Origin of the sequence: Chitinophaga sp. CB10 (assembly GCA_001870995.2) — a bacterium.
Taxonomy (GTDB): domain Bacteria; phylum Bacteroidota; class Bacteroidia; order Chitinophagales; family Chitinophagaceae; genus Chitinophaga.
Genome location: MLAV02000022.1, coordinates 20,568 through 40,647, shown reverse-complemented (window position 1 = coordinate 40,647; position 20,080 = coordinate 20,568). Strand labels below are relative to the sequence as shown.

Here is a 20,080-nt window from a genome sequence, read left to right as displayed (position 1 = left end):
GGGGTTATACTATGTGAAAGGGCTACGGAATCCGTAGCCCTTTCTTATTTGCGTTTTAGATCAGATCTTAATATTATGCTTTTACAGGGGCTGTTACGGAGTGAACAGCATCTGCGAGTTCTTTGATCAGGGAGAGGTCGTTTTCGATGGCGTTACCTACCACGATGATATCCGCGCCGGCTTTGCAATTCAGATAGGCTTTTTCCGCATCGCGGATGCCGCCGCCCACGATGATGGGGGCGCTTACCTGGCTGGCCACTCTGCTGATCATGCTTTCAGAAATGGGGATGCGGGCGCCGCTGCCTGCGTCCATATAAATCACCTTCATGCCCAGCATTTCGCCGGCCATGGCGGTGCACATGGCGATATCTGCCTTATCGGAAGGAATGGGAGTAGCGTTGCTGATGTAGGAAACGGTAGTAGGCGCGCCGCCGTCTATCACCATATAGCCGGTGGAGATGACTTCCAGGCCGCTCTTTTTTACGGCCGCGGCGGATACTACGTGCTGACCTATCAGTAATTCAGGATTACGGCCTGAGATCATGGATAAGTACAACAGCGCATCTGCGTAGCGTGATACCTGCGATGGGCTGCCCGGGAATAGTACAACCGGGATATCGCAACTGGCTTTAAGTTGTTGAACACACTCATCCAAATGATCGGTAATAACAAGGCTGCCGCCAAGGAAGATGTAGTCTACTTTAGCAGCGGTGCATTTAGCGGCCAGCTCAATAATCCCGGAAGGGGTTACCTTGTCAGGATCAATCAATACCGCAAACGCTTTTTCCTTCTTAGCCTTTCTTTCGATGAACGAATTGTATATTTTATTGTACATCAATAGCGCATTGTTCCGGTTGTCGCAAATGTATAATTTTTTTATTAATAACCTACATTGATAAATAAATATGCATGACATTCATTTTTTATTCATGAATAGCATGATAAATAGCTGCATATAAGTAACATATTCCTAATGCGTTTTTTACGGCAAATTTTAAGCCGGAAAACGTCCGGAAAGTCAGGTCTTAAATAACAATTCAGCCCCTGAAAGAGTTTGTGGAATTATCCACAAGTTGTGCAAAATAAATGCGTTGTCCTCCGCGATTAAAAAATTAATTTTAGTAACGCCCACACACAGTAACCAAGTATTGTATAATCCTAATCAATGTACCAGCATGAAAAATCCAGCAAACAGGGAAGCCGGTCTTGAGTTTACACGTCAGTACACCAAGGCGGGCATGAGCCCTTATGAGCAGTTTGAATATGACTTTCGGACTTCTGTTATCAGGAACCCCGGTGGTGATATTGTATTTGAAATGAATAATGTGGAGGTTCCGGTAGGATGGTCGCAGATAGCCACGGATATTCTTGCGCAGAAATATTTTAGAAAAGCAGGCGTACCCCAGCCTGACGGCAGTCTTGGAAGGGAAACGTCCGTAAAGCAGGTCGTACACCGGATGGCTAATTGCTGGCGCGTTTGGGGCGAAAAATACGGGTACTTTGCATCTCCCCGGGATGCCCAGATATTTTATGATGAGCTGGTGTATTGTATGCTGAACCAGGGTTGTGTGCCTAACTCGCCCCAGTGGTTCAACACCGGTTTGTATGAGAGCTACGGTATTAAGGGCAAGCCCCAGGGCCACTATTACGTGGAGCAAAATACAGGGAAACTTGAAAAGTCCACTTCCGCATACGAACGTCCGCAGCCCCATGCCTGCTTTATTCTCAGCGTATCGGACGACCTGGTAAATGACGGCGGCATTATGGACCTCTGGATGCGGGAAGCGCGGATATTCAAATATGGTTCCGGCGTAGGAACGAATTTTTCACAGATCCGCGGGGAGGGTGAAAAGCTCAGTGGCGGCGGTACCAGCAGCGGTTTAATGAGTTTCCTCAAAATCGGGGACCGTGCTGCGGGCGCGATCAAATCCGGCGGAACCACCCGCCGGGCGGCCAAGATGGTTTGCCTGGACCTGGATCATCCGGAGATCATGGATTTCATCAACTGGAAGGTGGAAGAGGAAAAGAAGGTTGGCGCATTGATTGCCGCCGGCTATTCTTCTGATTATGAGGGAGAGGCTTACAGGACGGTATCCGGGCAAAATTCCAATAACTCCGTTCGAATTCCTAATGAGTTTTTCAGGCGTTTGCAGGCAGATACCGACTGGGACCTGATTGCGCGCACTACGGGCAAGCCGGTGAAGTCCGTAAAGGCCCGGGAGCTTTGGGACCAGATTGCCTATGCGGCCTGGCGCTGCGCCGATCCCGGCACGCAGTACGATACTACGATCAACGAGTGGCATACCTGTCCGAAAGGCGGGCGTATCAATGCGTCCAACCCCTGTTCGGAATATATGTTCCTGGATAATACGGCCTGCAACCTGGCCTCTGTAAACCTGCGCCGCTTTTACGATGAAAGCAGCAATTTATTTGATGTGGAGGGTTTTGAATACACCGTGCGGTTATGGACGGTGGTACTGGAAATATCCGTATTGATGGCGCAGTTCCCGTCGAAGGAAGTGGCGCAGCTGAGTTACGATTACCGTACGCTGGGCCTGGGATTTGCGAACCTGGGGTCCATGCTGATGGTGAGCGGCATTGCGTATGACAGCGAGGAGGCCCGGGGGATTGCCGGGGCTATTACGGCCATCATGACGGGCATCGCCTACAAGACCTCCGCGGAGATGGCGGCCCACCTGGGCGCGTTTGCGCGGTACCAGGAAAACAAGGAGGATATGCTGCGGGTGATGCGCAACCACCGTGCGGCGGCCTACGATGCCGTGGATGCCTATGAAGGGCTGGAAATCAAGCCCCAGGGCATCAATGCCATGCATTGCCCGGATTACCTGCTGAAGGCAGCCACCAAGGCATGGGATGAAGCGGTTAAGTTAGGGGAGATCTATGGGTACCGGAATGCACAGGCTACCGTTATCGCTCCAACCGGCACTATCGGGTTGGTCATGGATTGTGATACTACCGGGGTGGAACCTGATTTTGCCCTCGTGAAGTTCAAGAAGCTGTCCGGCGGCGGGTATTTCAAGATTATCAACCAGTCCATTCCTTCTGCGCTGGAGCATTTGGGCTACTCCCCTGCTGAAATCAAAGCGATTGTGGATTACGCCAGGGGTACAGGTTCCTTTGCAGGCGCGCCTTATATCAACCACCAGACGCTGTCCGAGAAAGGTTTTATAGCCGAGGAGCTGAAGAAGCTGGATAATGCCGTTGCTTCCTCTTTTGATATCTCTTTTGTGTTCAATGTGCATACCCTTGGAGAAGAGTGTTTGCAGCGTTTGGGCTATAAGCCGGAAGAATATTTTAACCTGGAGTTCAGCTTACTGCATGCCCTGGGCTTTACTGACGAGGAGATAGAAGCTGCCAACGATTATGTATGCGGCACGATGACCGTGGAAGGGGCGCCGTATCTGAAAGCGGAACATTTGCCGGTATTTGACTGCGCCAATAAATGCGGCAAGACCGGGAAGCGGTATATACATCCGCACGGGCATATCCGCATGATGGCGGCCACCCAACCGTTTATTTCAGGGGCAATTTCCAAAACCATCAATTTACCGCATGAGGCGGAGGTAGCGGAGATTGCGGATGCCTATATGCTCAGTTGGGAGCTGGGGCTGAAAGCCTGCGCGTTGTACCGGGATGGCAGTAAGTTGAGCCAGCCGCTGAGCAATAAGAGTGACAAAAAGAAGAAAGCCGAGGCGCCGGCGGAAGCTTCGCAGATGATCAACCTGGATGAGCTGAGCATTGACGAGCTGCTGGAGGAGGTGAACAAGCGGATGATTGCCAGTAAGGATACCACCCTAAAACGCCAGTTATCCCGGATTGTGGAGCGTAAGACGCTGCCGGTTAAGCGGAGCGGGTTTACCCAGAAGGCGAATGTGGGCGGGCAGACCATCTTTGTGCGTACGGGCGAGTATAACGACGGTACGCTGGGCGAGATCTTCGTGGACCTGGCCAAGGAGGGCTCTACCCTGCGCAGTTTGATGAACTGCTTTGCCATAGCGGTTTCTATTGGGCTGCAGTATGGGGTGCCGCTGGAGGAGTTTGTGGATAAGTTTGTGTTTACCCGGTTTGAGCCGGCGGGTATGGTAGACCATCCGAACATTAAATCAGCCACATCTTTAATAGATTATATATTCCGGGTTTTGGGATATGAGTATTTAGGCCGCACTGACCTGGTGCACGTCCTGGATGGACCGGGGAATACGGGGGAAGAGGAGGAGGACCTCCCTCCTGCCGGGCCGCAATTGTCGAGCATACGGGTGACCGCTGCAGCGCCGCAGCCGGCATCTCCGCATAAGCCTGCGAAGCAGCCAGTTACGGCGGCTCACAAGGGTGAAAATAGTACGCAAGATTACCTGCGGAGCATGCAGAGCGATGCGCCGGCATGTAATACCTGCGGGCATATTACCGTAAGGTCGGGAACTTGTTATAAATGCCTGAATTGCGGCAACAGCATGGGTTGTAGCTGATTCAGTGTTGTAACTCTTGTTAATGATATGTTATTGTGCCTCTAAAATTTCAAAGAAAAATAACATGCACTTACCTTTGTATTCAAATAGGGTTTTCATAGGATAGTAACAAATTGAGGGCGCTTTTCTAGGCGCCCTTTTATTTTTTTAGAGAACACCTGTTTTTGGGGGATTACCCCACTTCTGCTTCCTATCTTTTTGCAGTGTTTATCCGAACCGGAAGACTGCCAATTTCATTTTTATTCTAAAAAGTCGCCTTTTTTTCGCTAAATCGAAAAAACAGCCTTTATTTTTTCTTTTTCGTCAATATTTGGCGCGTTCGCGCCATCATGATATAATTTTTATATATTTGTTATTGTATTAATTTTTATTATGGTTACTGTCCTATGAAAAACCAAATATTCCTACACCGCGTGAATCTTCACGCACTGTAAATGACTCTCGAAAGCAATGGTTCGCCCATTGCTTTTGTTTTTTCATGAAAATGCCCGTTTTTTTGAGTTTTTGCCCAATTTTCCCGAAAAAAATTTTAACATAACTTAATCCCAAAATAAATTGTATTTTTAAGTCCGTAAATTTTGCGCCTTATGAAGAAGCTGTTGTTTATGCTGTTGGTGATTTTGGCCGCAGCCGCATCAGCAAATGCCAACACTGGGTTTAAAGACGGAGGTAACAATGGAGATAAAAACGGTGGTGATAACAACGATAACCGCAATAACTCTAAAACCGTCAACAATAACAAACCACTCCGCGTAGAAGAATTTGTTTTATTGTTTCCCAGGGCTGATGCTCCAGAGCGGGTAGATGAAGCCGAGTTGGAAAAAGCGATTGTGGACCTGTACAAATGGTACCTGCAGAATGAAAGTAAAGTAAATGCCGGCGACTTTCTGAAGTCGAGCGGTAAAGAGCTGCTGTTTCCATTCAAGGTGGATCCAAAGGTGCTGCAACAGTATTTTCTCTTCGTAAAAAAGAATTTTCCCGGCTTCAGCGAGGACGACCTCAGCAACGTGAAACGTCCGCGTAAGAAAGAAGCAGTTACTGTACGTGACGATATGGATAACCCACTATCTATTTCAGTTAACAGATAAACCTGGTGGCATTCGGTAATGCATGTAGAATTTAATTACAATAAAGGCGAGGTGTTGAGTGCATTACGGTACCATTTTATGCATCGTGGCGAAATCAAGGTTTTTCGCAACACCATTATCATCTTCCTGCTGGCTACTTTCGCCGGATATTTCTTCAATCTTGTAACTATCGGGGCCTTAACAGGCATAACCGTCATGATCCTGGTGCTTACCTGGATTTTCTGGTTTTTACTCCCCCTCTCCATTTATAGTCGTGCCGCTACCTTCAAGGACGATATCCGTCTGAAGTTCGAAGACGACGGGATGTTGATTTCCACTGGGTCTTCCTATCATGAACGCGCTATCAGCTGGAACAAGTTTTCCAGGGTGGTGGACACCAAGAAGTTTATTTACCTCTATCGCGACAAGAAGACTTTCTTTTTGATTCCTGCCAGCGCTTTTAACTCCGAAGAGCAGTATGAGGGGTGCGTGCGGTTGCTGAGGGAGAAGATTGAGTAGAACGGGTTATTGCCCGCAGGGAGGGATTTGTTCGGCAGCGTACATTTATGGTTTTCCCAGGCAGCATTTAGATTTCAGGCGTTTTACCCCGAAGCCGGCCCTAAGGAGGCACGGTCAGTCATGGCATATGCAGCCGGACGAAAGCCGGAGGTTCCTATGGAGATACCCGGCGCGGCCTTAGATCTCTCCATAGGATATAAAAAATTTACAATTTAAAATTGTGGAAAACGCTGAAGTGCAGGATGTGGTTCATGGTTTCAGCGCCGGAATTGACCTGTACCAGCTGGTTCATATAGCCGACGTCGACCCGCAGATCGGGCTTGAACTGGTAGCCGATGGCCACCAGGAAGCGGTTTTGATCAAATAGAATATTGTTTATCTCGTTACCCCAGAGATTCAGAAAGATTTCCTCCTGCAAGGCTACATAGGGTGTGGCGGCTTTTTTTTGGAAAGGCAGTACGGTGCGGTTGAAATACCGGGCCCTGTTTCCGTATTTCCAGTCCTCCACGGGCTTAAAGGGAGCGGCGGCATTCGGCTGCCCTACCCAGCGCTGTTCCAGGCGGAAACGGTGCGTCATATCTACCTGGGAAGCCTTGTAGATGTACTGCTGGAAAATGCGGTGTTCCGGCAGCCAGGCGTCCGCGGTGCCGTTGTACGTGGGCACGTAGGCGTATCCCAGGAGGATGTGGTGTTGTTTGTTAAGCGAGTACTGCAGGCCCCCGCGGACCAGGAGCTGCCCTTTGTCGCTGAAGCCGTCCCGCAGGCGGAGCTGCACATCGAAAGGAATTGCGAATTTGCCGTTGAGCTTAGCCGTACCAAAGTACGTGTACCAGTGTTGATAAACGTGCGTCATATCCTGTGCGGTGGCGGTTTGACATAAGAATGCCACCATCAGCAGGCACGAGATTTTTCTAATCATGCTACTAATGAATATAGGTTGCGTTAAAGATATAACATAGGCGCGTATCAGAAAAGCGGGAGCAGATAAACGGAAGCGTGGCCTTTAAATGGGAAACGCCCGGAGCAGCGAGAATGCTGCGTCCGGGCGCTGTTGATTGTAGTTGTGTTAGTTATGCGTTGACTAGTATTTATTATACCAGAGTGGTGTTCCTTTTTTATCCCCACCGATTGCTTCGGCGGCTTTGGTGTAATTGGCCGCGTTTTGCGTGGCTTCAGATACCAGGTAAGTGAGGCGGTAGGGCACCATGGTTACGCTGGGGTCCACGGAGCCGGATACCGGTTTGATGAACAGCGCCTGGCCGCCGGGTTTGGCGAAATGCAGGCGGGTGCGCTCAAACCAGGCCTGGAAGCCTTGCGGATATAACGAGAGCCATTTTTGGGTGCCGATGACGTTGCGCCAGTCGGCCGCATTGTATGGCACGCGGGTGAGATATGCGTTGATGGCCGCATCGGGGATATCCGTTTTGGCAAGCGTGCGCCAGTAGTCGATAGAGGCCCGTACGCCGTTTTCGTAATGGGTTTTGGCATCGCCTACGTTCCAGCCTCTGGCGGCTGCTTCCGCGAGGATGAATTCCACTTCGGAATACGTCATCAGGATACCTGGCATGGTAGCGCTATAGATCTGCGTGCCGGGGAATGAGTATTCGTTGGGCGTTAAGCGGCTGGGGTCGGAGCTGGAAGTACCGTAAGGCATGCCTTTGATGGTATCGGAGTTCCTGGCGGGGCGCGCGTAGATATTCAGCCGCGGATCGCTGACGCTCTTCATGTAATCCGTCAGCGTGGATGTTACAAAGAATTCACTGAGTTCCCTTTCTGATTCGTTGTAAGGGAATTTGTTTGGCGCCACGCTTTGATAGGCGAACTGGGCATTATCGGCGTTGCTAGTAAAGGCATCCTTATAATGCTTTTCGATGAGTTGCTGCGCCAGCTGCGGATTTGCGTCCGCCATGCGGATGCCTATACGCAGCAGCAGGGAGTGGGCCAGTTTTTTCCAGGAACCTACTTTCCCGTTGTAGATGATATCGCCGGAGTTGAAGCTGATCTGGGATTCGTCGAGCAGGGTGATTTGTTGCTCGAGGGAATCTACCAGGGATTTGTAGATAGCCTGCGCATCGTCGTATGCCGGCGTGATATCGGTGGTAACGTTAAATGCCGCGGAATAGGGCACGTTGCCGTAGGTATCCGCCAGGATCTGGAAGATCCATGCTTTCATGATCATGGCGATGGCGTTCTGGTTAGGCACGCCGGTTTTATCGGTTTTGGAATTGTTTTGCTTGATCAGGTCATCCAGGTTGTGGAGGGACTGACTGTACAGGTTATTCCACAGCGCGGCGTTGTTACCTTCATCCAGCTGGAACTGCGCATCGTTGGTGCGGGAGTTGCCGGTCCAGAACTGCGCGTACTGCATGGCGATGTAACCATTTTGGAGACCGCTGTAAAGCATGTCCATAGCGGTTTTCTGCGCGCCGGTAAGCAGGTATTGCGGCTGGGTAGTGGTGGGTTTAGTTGGGTCACGGTTCATTTCGTCCAGCTTTTTACAACCGGAAAAAATCATCGCGCTTACTAACAAGGCTACGCTGCTATATTTAAAAAGTTTGTTTTTCATCTTCACAAAAAATTTAGAATGAAACATTCAGGTTAACACCGAGCGATCTGAGGGAAGGCAATGCGCCGCCTTCAATACCCTGCACATTGGAAGCGGAATTGAGGATGTTGGAAGGATCCACATTTGGCGCGTTTGACTTGATCAGCCAGAGGTTACGGCCGTAGAAAGACAGCCGGGCAGCCTGTGCCTTGATCTTTTTGTACCATGCTTCCGGCAGGTTATAACCGATTTTCACTTCGCGGAGGTAGATGTAGCTGGCGTCGTAGAGGTTAGCTTTACTGATCACGTTACCGCCGTTGAAGTTGAAATGATCCTTGGCGGTGATCACTTTCTCATTAGGTTTGCCATCCTCGGTAACGCCGGGCACTACGATACCGGTTTCGCGGATATTATTGGCTACGGTGCTTTCCAGCAGACCTGACTTTTCCCCGTAGAGGTTGGTGTAGGAGAAGAAGTTGCCGCCTTTCTGGAAATCTACCAGGGCAGAGAGGTAGATACCTTTATAGCTGAAGCTGTTGGTGATACCGCCTACATAGTCCGGATAGGCGTTACCGATAGGTTTGATTTCACTTACCTTATAGTAGCCGGTAGCAGCGTCTACGATGCGGTTACCGTTGGCATCGTACACATAATCCGTACCCATGAGCGTACCCAGGGGCTCTCCTACTTTGGCGACTACGGATACTTTCTGCGTGCGTCTGTCCGTACCGATGGTTAGCATTGGGAGGGACAGGTCGTACTGCGCTACATTCATGTTGAGCAGTTTATTGCGGTTGCGGGCCAGGTTGGCGTTGATATCCCAGCGGAATCCGTTTTTGAGGCGGATCGGGTTGAGGTTCACGCCTATTTCCACTCCCTTGTTCTGCACGCTGCCACCGTTTACGAAAGTGCTGGTATAGCCGGTTGCAGCAGGGATTTGCAATGGCAGCAGCTGATCTTTGGTGGTTTTATCGTAGTAGGTAAAGTCAACGCCTATACGATTATCGAGGAATTTGAGTTCAATACCGGTTTCAAATTCTGAAGTACGTTCAGGCTTGAGGTCCAGGTTATTTTTGGTAGGGTTGAAAGTATTGATCGGGTTGTTACCGAAAGGCTGTACGAACTGGTAGGTATCATACAGGCGGTAAGGATCGGCGTCGTTACCTACGGCTGCCACGCTTCCCCTGATTTTACCGAAGCTGAGCCAGGTCCAGTCTTTCAGCAGGTCGGAGAACACGAAAGACAGGGATGCTGACGGGTAAAAATACTGGTTATTTCCTTTCAGCAGGGTGGAGCTCCAGTCGCTGCGGCCGGTCAGGTCCAGGAACAGTAAGTTTTTGTATCCCAGGTTGGCGGTAGCAAAAACGGAGTTGATTTGTTTTTCGAAGTAGTCATCGATTGGCGTAGCCGGGGACACGCTATTGGCGAGGTTGTACACGCCCGGGGTGATCAGTCCGCCGTTGGTAGAACCGCCGGTGGTAGTCCATTTGCGGTGCATGATATTACCCCCTACGGTAGCGTTGAGGAGGAAGTCCTTCCCGAATTCTTTATGCGCGTTGGCGGTCAGTTCGTAGTTGAGTTCGCGGGAGGTGCGGATACGTTTGATGTAGCCGCCTACGAGGTAGTCTTTCGCCGTTCTTTCTTCTTCGAGTTGGTTATAATCATCCATGTACACGCGGCCGCGGAGGGTGAGCCATTTGGTAGCGTCGAGGTCGAGGCCGGCGTAACCGAACATACGGTTACGGCTATCCGTTTCGTAGTCCATATAGCGGTTCCAGTAAGGGCCGTTGCTGGAGGACATGGTATCGTTGTTCCATGCGCGGCGGTTCCAGGTCATCTGGGAGCCGTCAGGATACTGGTAGATTTTTTCCTTATCCAGTTCCAGCTGGCGTTGGCCGTACATGGTGAACTGGAGGGTGGGGTTAGGGCCGGTGAAGCCGGTACCCGGGCGGCCTTTGGCGCTGAGCGAGCTATAGTTCAACGCTGCGGTGGCGGTGAGGCCTTTGGTTAATTTATAGTTTCCGTTGAAGGAAAGGTTGTTGCGTTTGAGCGTGGAGTTAGGCAGTACGAATTTCTGGTCCATGTTGCCATAGGAGAGGCGGAAAGCGCCTTTATCGTTTGCGCCGCTCATGGCGATATTGTTGGTGATGGTTACACCGGTTTTATAGAAATTCTTTACGTTGTTTGGCTGGGCCACCCATGCGGTGGTTTGGCCGAAGAAAGGATTGTTTTTGTTTTTACCCCATGACCAGTAAGGGCGGATGATCTGGCCTTCCAGCTTAGGTCCCCAGGATTGGTCTTCGTAGTACTGGGGCATGAGGTCGTAGCGTCCTTTACCGTTGTTATCGTCGTAGGTAGCGCTTTGTTCGTTCAGGAATCCTTCCGGGTGTTGGTTATAGTAGAGCGTATCGAAGAGGCCGTTGCCGCCGCCGCCGTACATGTTCTGGTATTTGGGCAGTACATACACCTGGTCCATTTGTGCGTTGAGGGAGTAGGTTACGCCGATACCGCCTTCTGCATCCGGGCGTTTTTTGGTGGAGAGCAGGAGCACGCCGTTTGCGCCGCGGCTGCCGTAGAGGGCAGTAGCAGCAGCGCCTTTGAGCACGGAGATGTTATCGATGTCTTCCGGGTTGATGTCCTGCAGGGGGCTACCGTAGTCGTAACCGCCGCCGCCGTTGAGCTGTCCGCCCTGGTTGGTATTGGTGTTCATGATCGGCACACCGTCTACCACGAAGAAGGCGTTGTTATCCCCGAGGATGGATTTAACGCCGCGGATAGTGATTTTAGAGGAGCCGCCCATGGAGCCGGTGTTGGTATTTACCTGGAGGCCGGGTACTTTACCGCTGAGGGCATTGACGAAGTTGACTTCTTTGGCTTCCTGTACGGAGTTGCCGGTAACTTCGGACATGGCGTATCCGACGCTGCGCGGGTTCTTTTTAATACCGAGTGCGGTTACTACTACTTCGTTGAGCACTTTTTTTCCTGCGCTTACGGGCGAGAGCTGTACGTTGATTTCGCCGCGTTTTGTAACAGGAATTGTTTGTTCGGCAAAGGTAGGAGCGCTAACCAGTATGGTATCGTTGATAGCGGCTTTGATGGTGTAGGTGCCGGCGGGTGTAGATTGTGCTACGGCGCCGGTTTTTTTATTTTTGATCATGGCGCCTGGAATGGCAGTGCCTGCATCATCTTTGATGGTGCCGATCAGGTTAAATTTATTTACTTCTTCCTTAGCGGTTTTTTCGTCGGGAGGAAGGATAAGGCCGGTGTCCTGTTTGGGCTGTGTGGCGGCAGGAGTTTTGGGTTTGGTGGTATCCTGCTGCGATGTGGCAGTGTCCTTTACAGGAGTGGGTTTGGTGGTGTCAGCTTCCTTTACAGGAGCGGGTTTCGTTGTGTCCTTTGCGGTTTTTACAGGAGTAGTATCAGCGGCTGGTTTTACTACTACCGGGGTAGTGGTATCCTTTTGCTGCCGGATATGCAGGTACCCATGCGGGATTGTGTATGCGCTGCTGGAGGTATAGCAGAAAAGGGCATAGCACAGCCCCAACCAGGCTAGTACTTGGCTTCTCATTTTATAATGCACGATTTGGTTACAAAATTTTTAGACGCTAAAAACGGTCTTAGTCGCCTACAGTTATATTGGCATTTGATCTATCAATATAACTATACAATCAAGTGGCCCTCTACAATGGGTTTGAGGGCAAAAAAAATTTTAATTCAGGTTTTTCCGCATTTCAAAGTGAGGTATGCCTACTTCTGTGAATTCGTTTCCAGTGATGGCGTAGCCGAGTTTTTGGTAGAAGCCTGCGGCTTCTTTCCGCGCATGCATCATCAATACTTTAAAACCATCGTTGCGTGCGAGGTCTTCGGCGTAGGAGATGATATCCGAGCCGATACCTTTTCTCTGAACATTGGAGGCTACAGCCATCTGGCGGAGCTGCACCACATTTTCTTCCGTGGAGGAAGGCGTGAGGATACAACAGCCGACTATGGATGTTGAATTGTTTTCAGTGTAGAATGCGCCAATCAGTACATCATTGATTTCCTTTTGCAGATAATCTTCCGAGAATGTTAATCCCAGTGGTTTCCGTAATATTTCATCACGTAAGGCTACCATGTCGTGGTAGTCGCAGCTACCGTACTCGATTATACGAAAATTCAGCATGAGCAATAGTCAGGATGATTAAATGCAGGGATAACCTGTGCAATACGATTTAGTTATGCATGATTCCCTCTGCAAACGATTGTTTACAAATAGCCTGCCAACCGAATTACATGCCAAACTTATTGCTTTCGAAGAAGTTTAGGATGAGATGGTCTACGGAGCGTACTTCGAGCATTTCGTCCTGTATGGTGAGGGCGTTGGGGTGGGTATCGGTGCAGATAATTTTTTTAATGAGGCCGGAGTCTTTAATGCGCTGAAACCCGTTGCCGGCGAAGATGCCGTGGGTGGTGATGACGAATATTTCGCGGGCGCCGGCATCGCGGTAGGCTTCGGCGGCGTGGATGAGGGAGCCGCCGGTGCGGATCATATCATCGTAGATGATTACGGTTTTATCTTTTACATCGGCGCTGATGGCGGTGATGGCGGTTTCTTCGCCGGAGATGCGGCGTTTGAAAACGAAAGCGGCGGGCACGTGGAGGTCGTTGGCGAGGGATTCCACCCATTTGGCGCGGCCGGCGTCTGTGCTGGCGAGGACGAAGGGGGTACCATCTGCCAGTTCCATGGCGGCATCTTTAACAAAATCTTTAGCGTAGAGGTGGGTGGGGCGTACGTTGCTTTCGAAATAGTGTGTAATACCGTCCACATGTAGGTCAATCATGACCACCTGCGTACCCTGTGAGGTGAGGGGCAGGGAGGAAAAGAGTACGGCCCTGGTTTTGGCTTTTACGATTTCCCCGTATTTAACGGCTCTTTCCATGGTGGAGTAGCCGAAATAAGGGATAACGATGGTGATGGCGCAGGCGCCGAGCTGGATGCAACCGCTGGCGAGGTCGTATAATTCCAGGGTTTCCTTATCGTCGATTGTGCCGCCCAACAGGATAACTTCGCGGTTTCGTACATTGGTGAGGATGCGGTGGTAGTGTTCACCATCGGGGAAGTCGCGTATATCTAGCTCGCCGTTTTCCCACTGTGGAACGGAGATAGCGAGGAGCCTGTCTTTTAAGTACTGATAGTGTTGGGTTGCAAAAATGACTTTCTGGGACATAGATAAATTCACTGGATTGAGTGAGGTAAAAATAACTAATAATATATTTATCCGGTTGAGAATTAATAATTTTGTTGCGGGGCACTCACGTATTTAGAAAATTTTAAGATTTGGCGGCAGTCATTTTAACGTTTCTTTTGCGGGTGGAAGTTTAATTTTGGTTGATAACGCAGTTCATGATTCGTTTTTACGCATATATCGGAGCATTATTTCTTTTCTTTTTCATCAACCTGCAGGATACTGTCGCACAAGTTAGATTATCTGGTATGGTGGCGGATCAGGATACTAAAGTGGGGATTCCCTTTGTTTCCATTTTAAATAAGCGGGCAATGACCGGTACGCTCAGTGCCGAGAACGGCCGTTTTTATATTGAGGCCATGCCGGGGGATACGTTGGAATTCTCCATGGTAAGTTATGCTACAAAAGTAATTGTGACCCCGGGTATGAATGCGACGTTTGACGTGCTGATGGCAAAGCGGTTGTATGAGCTGGGGGGCGTGAATGTGCAGGGGAAGAGTCACTATAAGGATTCCCTGGCGATGCGGGCTGAATATGAGCGTTATTTCAACTACAAGAAGCCTGGGGCGATGGATGTGTTAAAGACACTGCCGGCTAACCCTATTACCGCACTTACTTACCTGGTACCCAGCAAAGCGCGGCAGCGTAAGGAGCAGTTTAAAGAGCAGCTGCAGTACTGGGAAAAAGAAAAATTTATCGATTACCGTTATTCCCCTGAAGTGGTGGGCCGGATGACCAAATTGCAAAGTCCGGAGCTGGATTCGTTTATGTATAAGTACCGTCCCTCCTACCAGTTTTTGAACGATGCTTCGGAGTATGATCTGCTGCTGTATATCAAGAATAGTTTTGAGCAGTGGAAAAAGGACAAAGGGGTTTCGGATACGGCGGGCAGCGCGCCTGGGCGTTAGTAGATATACTCCACTAAGAAGGGCACTTTCGCCAGTTTAAGGATGCTGCCATTTTGCAGCTGTACGAGTGATTTACATTCTTTCTCTTCTCCGTCTGATTCTACAAAGGTGCCGAAGGTGGAGCCTACATCAATAACCCAATAATCATTTTTTACGAGTTTGATCATGCAGTGATTCCGGCTGATGCTGGTGTCAGTGAAGATGCTTTGTCCCATTTTTTCGCGGCCGAAGTTGGCGACGCTGAAGAATTTGAGTTCAAAGAACCGGTTGGTGAGTTGATTGGTGAGTCGTAGTCCGATGGGTGCTGTTGATTTTTCCATGATGAGATAGTTGATGGGTAAATATCAGGGAAGGGACTGAATGGAGGTAGCAGTGGGGTTTCTTCCAGATGATGCAGGTCTACTTTTTTAACCTATGAAACCGGGGTAAATAAGTGCCACAGGGATTTTAATTGTTAGTGATAACTCTCTGCTTATCTAGTAGTTATGAGTAGTGACGGGAGATATCCCACACAAGTTGTAATTATGTTTTTTTGTTTGTTTTCTTCCTTTGAATTTATACTTTTGTTCCAGCAGATATCCTAGACCTATTGAAATTTTCAGTTAGCCCGAATAGGATTGTAGTGTTTAATTCTGTGAGAAGTAACTATAATAAAAATTCTATTATCAACTGTGAAATCATTTGCCACCTGGTGGCAACTTTCAGGGAATAAGTATTTGCCAACGTGATGTGATACCACAGGCCAGCGGCTTGTGGGTTCAGAATCCTTTGTCCTATGAAAAAGCATAGTTTAATATTATTACTGTTCGTTGCAAGTAGTTCCTATGCCCAGCAGGTGTATCAGATCCGGGCTGACAGTGCTCCATATATCAACTCTATAATGGCACGGGATGAGCATGGATACGCCTATGCCACTTATTTTAATACTGACGCACCTACAGAGAACGGAGCTAACCTTACACGCCTATTTGGTGGTTATGATAATTTCATCCGGCCGGTAGATGCTACTGCTGTCCGGAAGTTCCTGGGGGTACCTACCGATGGTGAAACCCTGGCCAGCGTGTCAGCACGCGGAGCGACTACAGATTCGGCTATCTGGGTGAAGAATAAGACTACTACTACCAAGGCGACAGTATTAGCGAACGAATTATTTGCCAGGGGTAATTATGGAGCCCAAAGCGATGGTCATCCCTCCTATGGTTTTCACATACCGAATAAATGGGGAATGGCATTATATCTTGCTGATAATGGCCAGTTACGGGTAAGGTCGCATGATGGTGTAGATGGACAATTGTGGCATTCTGGCAATGATGGCGAGACCTCGGGGTTGGATGCGGATTTGCTGAGAGGGCGGTATCCGAATGTGAATGGCGAACCTAATACTATTGCCATGAGGGACCAGGCTGGTAATTTAATTTTCGAAAACGGCATTCCACACAGCGGTGGCTTATACTGGGGGAATCATTCAGATGAATGGAAGATTTTTTTAGAGTCTTCTCAGGATACTCCATCCGGCAATTTGGTATTGAGGTACCGGAAGAAATGTCCACTCCCGGAAGGAATGGGGTAGATCAGGCCAGTACTGTGGGGTTATTAGTTAAGTCCGTCCAGGAGCTCAGCCAAAAAAATGAGGCATTGGAGCAGCGGATTAAAGAGCTGGAAGTCTTAATTAATAAACTATTTAATTGATAAATAGCAGCGCTAATTTATCTCTCAAAAAATAAAACTTCAAATATGATGAATGATGTGAAGCCTTGATAAGTTCGATTTTATCTTATATTCTGTGAAATACAATATGGTATTGTGCATTTAAATAAATGATGAACATTCGTTTTAATGTTGATACGCAATTCCTACATTTGATTTCGAGAATCCTATACCTGAAAGATTGTTTTATTAGTTAGCCCGAACAGGACTTTGTTATAAAGTGAGAACCGTAACCATACTGATATTATCCCTATTATCTATCCTGAGTTCATCAGCGCAGGTGAAGGAGATTCCGGGAGCAAGAAAAGTGATAGATACAATGTGCTATACAGTGCATTCGGATCGTTGTAAAACAATGATCCAGATCCCTGTTGCCTTATATGCGGGACCATTGGGGGATACCCATCTGCCGGCGCTCCGGGAACGAAAACCAGTGGCGTTTTCACCTGTAGTACAACGTATCCCGTTATTACAGGTTCATGGAAATGTTACTTACGATGGATATTATCAATCCAACAGCGATACGCCTTACCTGGAAAAGGATATTTATCAGCATACACTTACGACAAACCTGGATATCACAGTTAAAAATCAATATCCGGTTCACCTGGCGTTTAGTACCAGCAAAGGAAATTCTATGTTATTCCGCAATCTGACCGGTATTAACCTGCGGTATAGCAATCGCGATTTTAAACAACTGTTGCTGGATAAGGCCAGGTCGTGGGATGTTGGTAAGTTGAAGCAACTGCGTGAGGTTGATAGCTTGAAAGCAAGGATGGATGTGGATTGGGCTAAAATAGAACGGCTCAAGGGCTGGTTTACAGCCCCCCGTCAGAAGCAACGAATGGTCGAGGCAAGGGAACATGATTACAACCTGCGGTATCAGGACTCCCTGGCTTTTGACGGGCTGGGACTGAAGAAGCCGACATTTACCAGGCCTTTCATGAAGTTACCTGATAAAAAGGAGATTGTATCTGCCGGGAGGGATAGTGCTGTGGCTTTACTGCGGGAAGAGTTTGCACAAAAGCAAAAGGAACTTGATTCTCTCCAAAAGTTATATACCGGCTTAGAGAAACTATATAATAAAAAGCGGGCAGCACTTGGTAGCAAAAAGGCTTCATTGCTGGAAGCTATCAAAAATAGTAAGAATGATGAAGAGATGTTGACTAGTCTGGCATCCATGAACCTGCCTGATTCTATTTTGCCGCCGGGTTACAAGCTGTTATTATCCATGAAATCTCTGGGGATTGGCCGGACTATGGTTGACTATAGCGAGCTCACCGCCAAGAATATCAGTATCACGGGAGTCCAGGCGGAGTTTAATCCCAGTTGGTATGTAGCATTTGCCACAGGGGCGGTAGATTACCGGTTCCGGGATTATGTTTTGAATGCCAATCGTCCGAAACAGTACCTGAATATCATCCGTTTGGGCGCCGGGCAAAAGGAAGGCAATAATGTAATTGTATCTTTTTATACGGGCAAGAAACAAGTGTATAACTATAACACCAATACGAATGCACAGGCGCCGGATAATAAAATCATGGGGATATCTGTGGAAGGCCGCTGGCAGATCAACCGTAACAATTATCTCGTGGGTGAAGTTGCCAAGAGCTCCCTTCCCTATTATGCCCGTGCAGCCAGCCATCAGAGCCTTGGCGGCAGTATGACGCAGATGGGTCAGCGTTCCAATGAGGCATTTTCAGTTTCAGGATTCAGCTATGTGCCGCGAACAGCGACAAGATTTACAGGTATGTATAAGCTGATGGGGCCGGACTTTCAATCTTTTAGCCTGTATTCCAGCGGTTCTCAGCAGGTAGCCTGGCTGGTGAAAGCTGAACAGCCATTGTTCAGGAAGCAGCTGACTATAACGGGATCGGTTAAACGTAATGCATTTAATAACATTTTTGACAGTACGGGTTATAGCAGTAAAACGATTTTTAAAAGTATTCAGGCGACTTTCCGGAGGCGTAACTGGCCTGTGCTTTCGCTTGGTTATTACCCGAGCAGCCAGCTGATGAAGTTAGCGGAGGATAAGTTTATGGAGAATATGTTTTATACGCTGGTAGGCACTGCCAGTCATAATTATGCCTGCAAGGGTATAAGTATGAATACCATGTTGTCCGCTACCAGGTTTTATAATCGCCAGACTGACAGTAGCTTTGTGTACTTCAATAGCAGCAATTTACAATTTACACAAACTTTGTTTTTGAAATCGCTGACTTTGTCCGGCGGCGCTACACTTTCAGCCAATTTGGATTATGCCTTGTATGGCGCGGATGGTAATGCGCAGTACCGCATTAATAGTTGGTTAGAGGTGGGAGCAGGCATTGTATATAATTATCAAACTGTATATGCGAATAAGCAAATTGGTTATTCAGGCAATACCCGGCTGAATGTGCCAAAAGTGGGGGAGTTTGTATTGATGGCCGACAAAGGATTTGTGCCGGGAGTGAACAAGCAGCTTGTGCCAAATAAAACAGGAAGATTGACCTATACCAAAATATTTTAATATTAGATTATGAAGAGGATCCTATACCTGCTGATTGCGTTTCTTGCGTTACGTGCGGAAGCCCAGGTGACTATTACGCCGCAGTTACCCCCTGCGGGAGTGCTGACAAAAGCCCAATTATGGAATATAGCACTGGTATCCGGCTCGCAAGCACCCATTGGCGTTACCGTTACTGTACGTTTAATGGATGCCACGACCAATCAACCGGTGCTGACAGGTATTACCAGAGAGATTGTTCTGAACAGAGGCGCCCGGCAGTTAAATGCTGCGGATTTTGCACCCATACAATATGAATACCTCTCTCCTTCTGTGGATCGCAGCCCTAATGGGATGTTGCCGGCGGGAAACTACCTGGCTTGTTATAGTTTGATTTTGTCCGATAACAAGCAGCATCAGATGGGAGAAGACTGTATCCCGTTTGTGGTGGAACCGGTGAGTCCGCCGCTGTTGAATATGCCGGAGAATAAGGGCCTGATTGAATCAGACCGGCCGCAGTTTAGCTGGTTACCTCCTACTCCGGCAAATATGTTTAAAGACCTGAACTATGAACTGGTGCTCACCTATGTGCGGGAGGGGCAGTCGCCAGAGGAGGCGGTGCAGCTGAATGCGCCGGTGTACCGGAGAGCGTATATGAAAGATTTGTTTGCGAACTATCCATCCGGAGCAACGGCGCTGGATACGGCGCTGACGTATGCGTGGACGGTGAAGGCGAGGAATGGGACTGTGTTTGCGGCGCAGGCGGAGGTTTGGACGTTTAGGGTGAAGGGGGTTGGTAAGTCAGGGATAGATAACGGCGGCGCCTATGTGCAGTTAAGGAAACAATTGGATGGGGCAGTTATCAATTGTATTGACCAATTGCAATTTGCATACAGCAATGAAACAGGCGAGGCTGCAGTTGATTATGAAGTACTGTCTTTGGAAACGAATAATGTGGTATATAGAAACAAGGTTACCATTCAACCTGGTAACAACAGACTGGATGTTCCCATTGTAAGCATGCCTCAGGTAAAGGCAGGAAAAATATACTTATTCCGTATCAGGAACGCCCGGAATGAGTATTGGCAGATCAAGTTTACCTATACAAAAGAGAAATAATACACATCCCTATACCAA

Annotated in this window: 14 protein-coding genes; 7 read left to right on the top strand and 7 right to left on the bottom strand. The window is 48.6% G+C overall.

What is annotated here, in order from left to right:
- Positions 1 to 73 precede the first annotated feature (73 nt).
- Entirely contained in the window at positions 74 to 835 is a 762-nt protein-coding gene (locus BOC67_RS23395) for a geranylgeranylglyceryl/heptaprenylglyceryl phosphate synthase (protein ID WP_291914283.1), read from the bottom strand.
- Positions 836 to 1,175: 340 nt separating this feature from the next.
- Between BOC67_RS23395 and BOC67_RS23390 the strand changes: the two genes are divergently transcribed.
- The 3 genes from BOC67_RS23390 to BOC67_RS23380 all read left to right on the top strand — a co-directional run bounded on the left by BOC67_RS23390 (position 1,176) and on the right by BOC67_RS23380 (position 6,073).
- Entirely contained in the window at positions 1,176 to 4,487 is a 3,312-nt protein-coding gene (locus BOC67_RS23390) for a vitamin B12-dependent ribonucleotide reductase (RefSeq protein ID WP_291914282.1), read from the top strand.
- 587 nt (positions 4,488 to 5,074) lie between these two features.
- The gene (locus BOC67_RS23385; RefSeq protein ID WP_291914280.1) at positions 5,075 to 5,575 is read left to right on the top strand and encodes a hypothetical protein; all 501 of its coding nucleotides are present in this window, start codon (positions 5,075 to 5,077) and stop codon (positions 5,573 to 5,575) included.
- An 18-nt stretch (positions 5,576 to 5,593) separates the two neighbouring features.
- On the top strand, positions 5,594 to 6,073 hold the full coding sequence (locus BOC67_RS23380) for a YcxB family protein (protein ID WP_291914279.1): 480 nt from the start codon (positions 5,594 to 5,596) through the stop codon (positions 6,071 to 6,073).
- 205 nt (positions 6,074 to 6,278) lie between these two features.
- Here the strand turns inward: BOC67_RS23380 and BOC67_RS23375 are convergent, their stop codons facing one another.
- The 5 genes from BOC67_RS23375 to BOC67_RS23355 form a co-directional block, all read right to left on the bottom strand.
- Complete coding sequence (locus tag BOC67_RS23375) at positions 6,279 to 6,992, bottom strand: DUF2490 domain-containing protein (protein WP_291914277.1); 714 nt, start codon at positions 6,990 to 6,992, stop codon at positions 6,279 to 6,281.
- A gap of 162 nt (positions 6,993 to 7,154) precedes the next feature.
- Positions 7,155 to 8,639, bottom strand: coding sequence for a SusD/RagB family nutrient-binding outer membrane lipoprotein (locus tag BOC67_RS23370; protein ID WP_291914275.1), 1,485 nt, complete (start codon positions 8,637 to 8,639; stop codon positions 7,155 to 7,157).
- 13 nt (positions 8,640 to 8,652) lie between these two features.
- On the bottom strand, positions 8,653 to 12,186 hold the full coding sequence (locus tag BOC67_RS23365) for a SusC/RagA family TonB-linked outer membrane protein (RefSeq protein WP_291914273.1): 3,534 nt from the start codon (positions 12,184 to 12,186) through the stop codon (positions 8,653 to 8,655).
- Positions 12,187 to 12,327: 141 nt separating this feature from the next.
- The gene (locus BOC67_RS23360; RefSeq protein ID WP_291914271.1) at positions 12,328 to 12,780 is read right to left on the bottom strand and encodes a GNAT family N-acetyltransferase; all 453 of its coding nucleotides are present in this window, start codon (positions 12,778 to 12,780) and stop codon (positions 12,328 to 12,330) included.
- 106 nt (positions 12,781 to 12,886) lie between these two features.
- Entirely contained in the window at positions 12,887 to 13,825 is a 939-nt protein-coding gene (locus BOC67_RS23355; RefSeq protein WP_291914270.1) for a ribose-phosphate diphosphokinase, read from the bottom strand.
- 176 nt (positions 13,826 to 14,001) lie between these two features.
- Here BOC67_RS23355 and BOC67_RS23350 point away from each other — a divergent pair, with 176 nt between their 5' ends.
- A complete protein-coding gene (locus BOC67_RS23350; protein ID WP_367115586.1) occupies positions 14,002 to 14,751 on the top strand; it encodes a carboxypeptidase-like regulatory domain-containing protein in 750 nt (249 codons plus the stop codon).
- Here the strand turns inward: BOC67_RS23350 and BOC67_RS23345 are convergent.
- Complete coding sequence (locus BOC67_RS23345; RefSeq protein WP_291914267.1) at positions 14,748 to 15,071, bottom strand: FHA domain-containing protein; 324 nt, start codon at positions 15,069 to 15,071, stop codon at positions 14,748 to 14,750. The genes BOC67_RS23350 and BOC67_RS23345 overlap by 4 nt on opposite strands.
- Positions 15,072 to 15,526: 455 nt before the next feature.
- Here BOC67_RS23345 and BOC67_RS23340 point away from each other — a divergent pair, with 455 nt between their 5' ends.
- The 3 genes from BOC67_RS23340 to BOC67_RS23330 all read left to right on the top strand — a co-directional run bounded on the left by BOC67_RS23340 (position 15,527) and on the right by BOC67_RS23330 (position 20,062).
- Positions 15,527 to 16,321: a hypothetical protein gene (locus BOC67_RS23340; RefSeq protein WP_291914266.1), complete on the top strand. Its 795-nt coding sequence runs from the start codon at positions 15,527 to 15,529 to the stop codon at positions 16,319 to 16,321.
- A 492-nt stretch (positions 16,322 to 16,813) separates the two neighbouring features.
- Entirely contained in the window at positions 16,814 to 18,967 is a 2,154-nt protein-coding gene (locus BOC67_RS23335) for a hypothetical protein (RefSeq protein WP_291914265.1), read from the top strand.
- A gap of 9 nt (positions 18,968 to 18,976) precedes the next feature.
- Positions 18,977 to 20,062 carry a hypothetical protein gene (locus tag BOC67_RS23330; RefSeq protein WP_291914264.1) on the top strand — a complete coding sequence of 362 codons (1,086 nt, stop codon included), beginning with the start codon at positions 18,977 to 18,979 and terminating at the stop codon, positions 20,060 to 20,062.
- Positions 20,063 to 20,080 lie beyond the last annotated feature (18 nt).

What these genes read in the sequence shown, in the direction of transcription:
- BOC67_RS23385 (WP_291914280.1), top strand. Translation starts at nt 5,075, where the DNA reads ATGAAGAAGCTGTTGTTTATGCTGTTGGTGATTTTGGCCGCAGCCGCA.
- BOC67_RS23395 (WP_291914283.1), bottom strand. Translation starts at nt 835, where the DNA reads ATGTACAATAAAATATACAATTCGTTCATCGAAAGAAAGGCTAAGAAG.
- BOC67_RS23380 (WP_291914279.1), top strand. Translation starts at nt 5,594, where the DNA reads ATGCATGTAGAATTTAATTACAATAAAGGCGAGGTGTTGAGTGCATTA.
- BOC67_RS23330 (WP_291914264.1), top strand. Translation starts at nt 18,977, where the DNA reads ATGAAGAGGATCCTATACCTGCTGATTGCGTTTCTTGCGTTACGTGCG.
- BOC67_RS23335 (WP_291914265.1), top strand. Translation starts at nt 16,814, where the DNA reads ATGATCCAGATCCCTGTTGCCTTATATGCGGGACCATTGGGGGATACC.
- BOC67_RS23350 (WP_367115586.1), top strand. Translation starts at nt 14,002, where the DNA reads ATGATTCGTTTTTACGCATATATCGGAGCATTATTTCTTTTCTTTTTC.
- BOC67_RS23370 (WP_291914275.1), bottom strand. Translation starts at nt 8,639, where the DNA reads ATGAAAAACAAACTTTTTAAATATAGCAGCGTAGCCTTGTTAGTAAGC.
- BOC67_RS23345 (WP_291914267.1), bottom strand. Translation starts at nt 15,071, where the DNA reads ATGGAAAAATCAACAGCACCCATCGGACTACGACTCACCAATCAACTC.
- BOC67_RS23340 (WP_291914266.1), top strand. Translation starts at nt 15,527, where the DNA reads ATGAAAAAGCATAGTTTAATATTATTACTGTTCGTTGCAAGTAGTTCC.
- BOC67_RS23390 (WP_291914282.1), top strand. Translation starts at nt 1,176, where the DNA reads ATGAAAAATCCAGCAAACAGGGAAGCCGGTCTTGAGTTTACACGTCAG.
- BOC67_RS23365 (WP_291914273.1), bottom strand. Translation starts at nt 12,186, where the DNA reads ATGAGAAGCCAAGTACTAGCCTGGTTGGGGCTGTGCTATGCCCTTTTC.
- BOC67_RS23360 (WP_291914271.1), bottom strand. Translation starts at nt 12,780, where the DNA reads ATGCTGAATTTTCGTATAATCGAGTACGGTAGCTGCGACTACCACGAC.
- BOC67_RS23355 (WP_291914270.1), bottom strand. Translation starts at nt 13,825, where the DNA reads ATGTCCCAGAAAGTCATTTTTGCAACCCAACACTATCAGTACTTAAAA.
- BOC67_RS23375 (WP_291914277.1), bottom strand. Translation starts at nt 6,992, where the DNA reads ATGATTAGAAAAATCTCGTGCCTGCTGATGGTGGCATTCTTATGTCAA.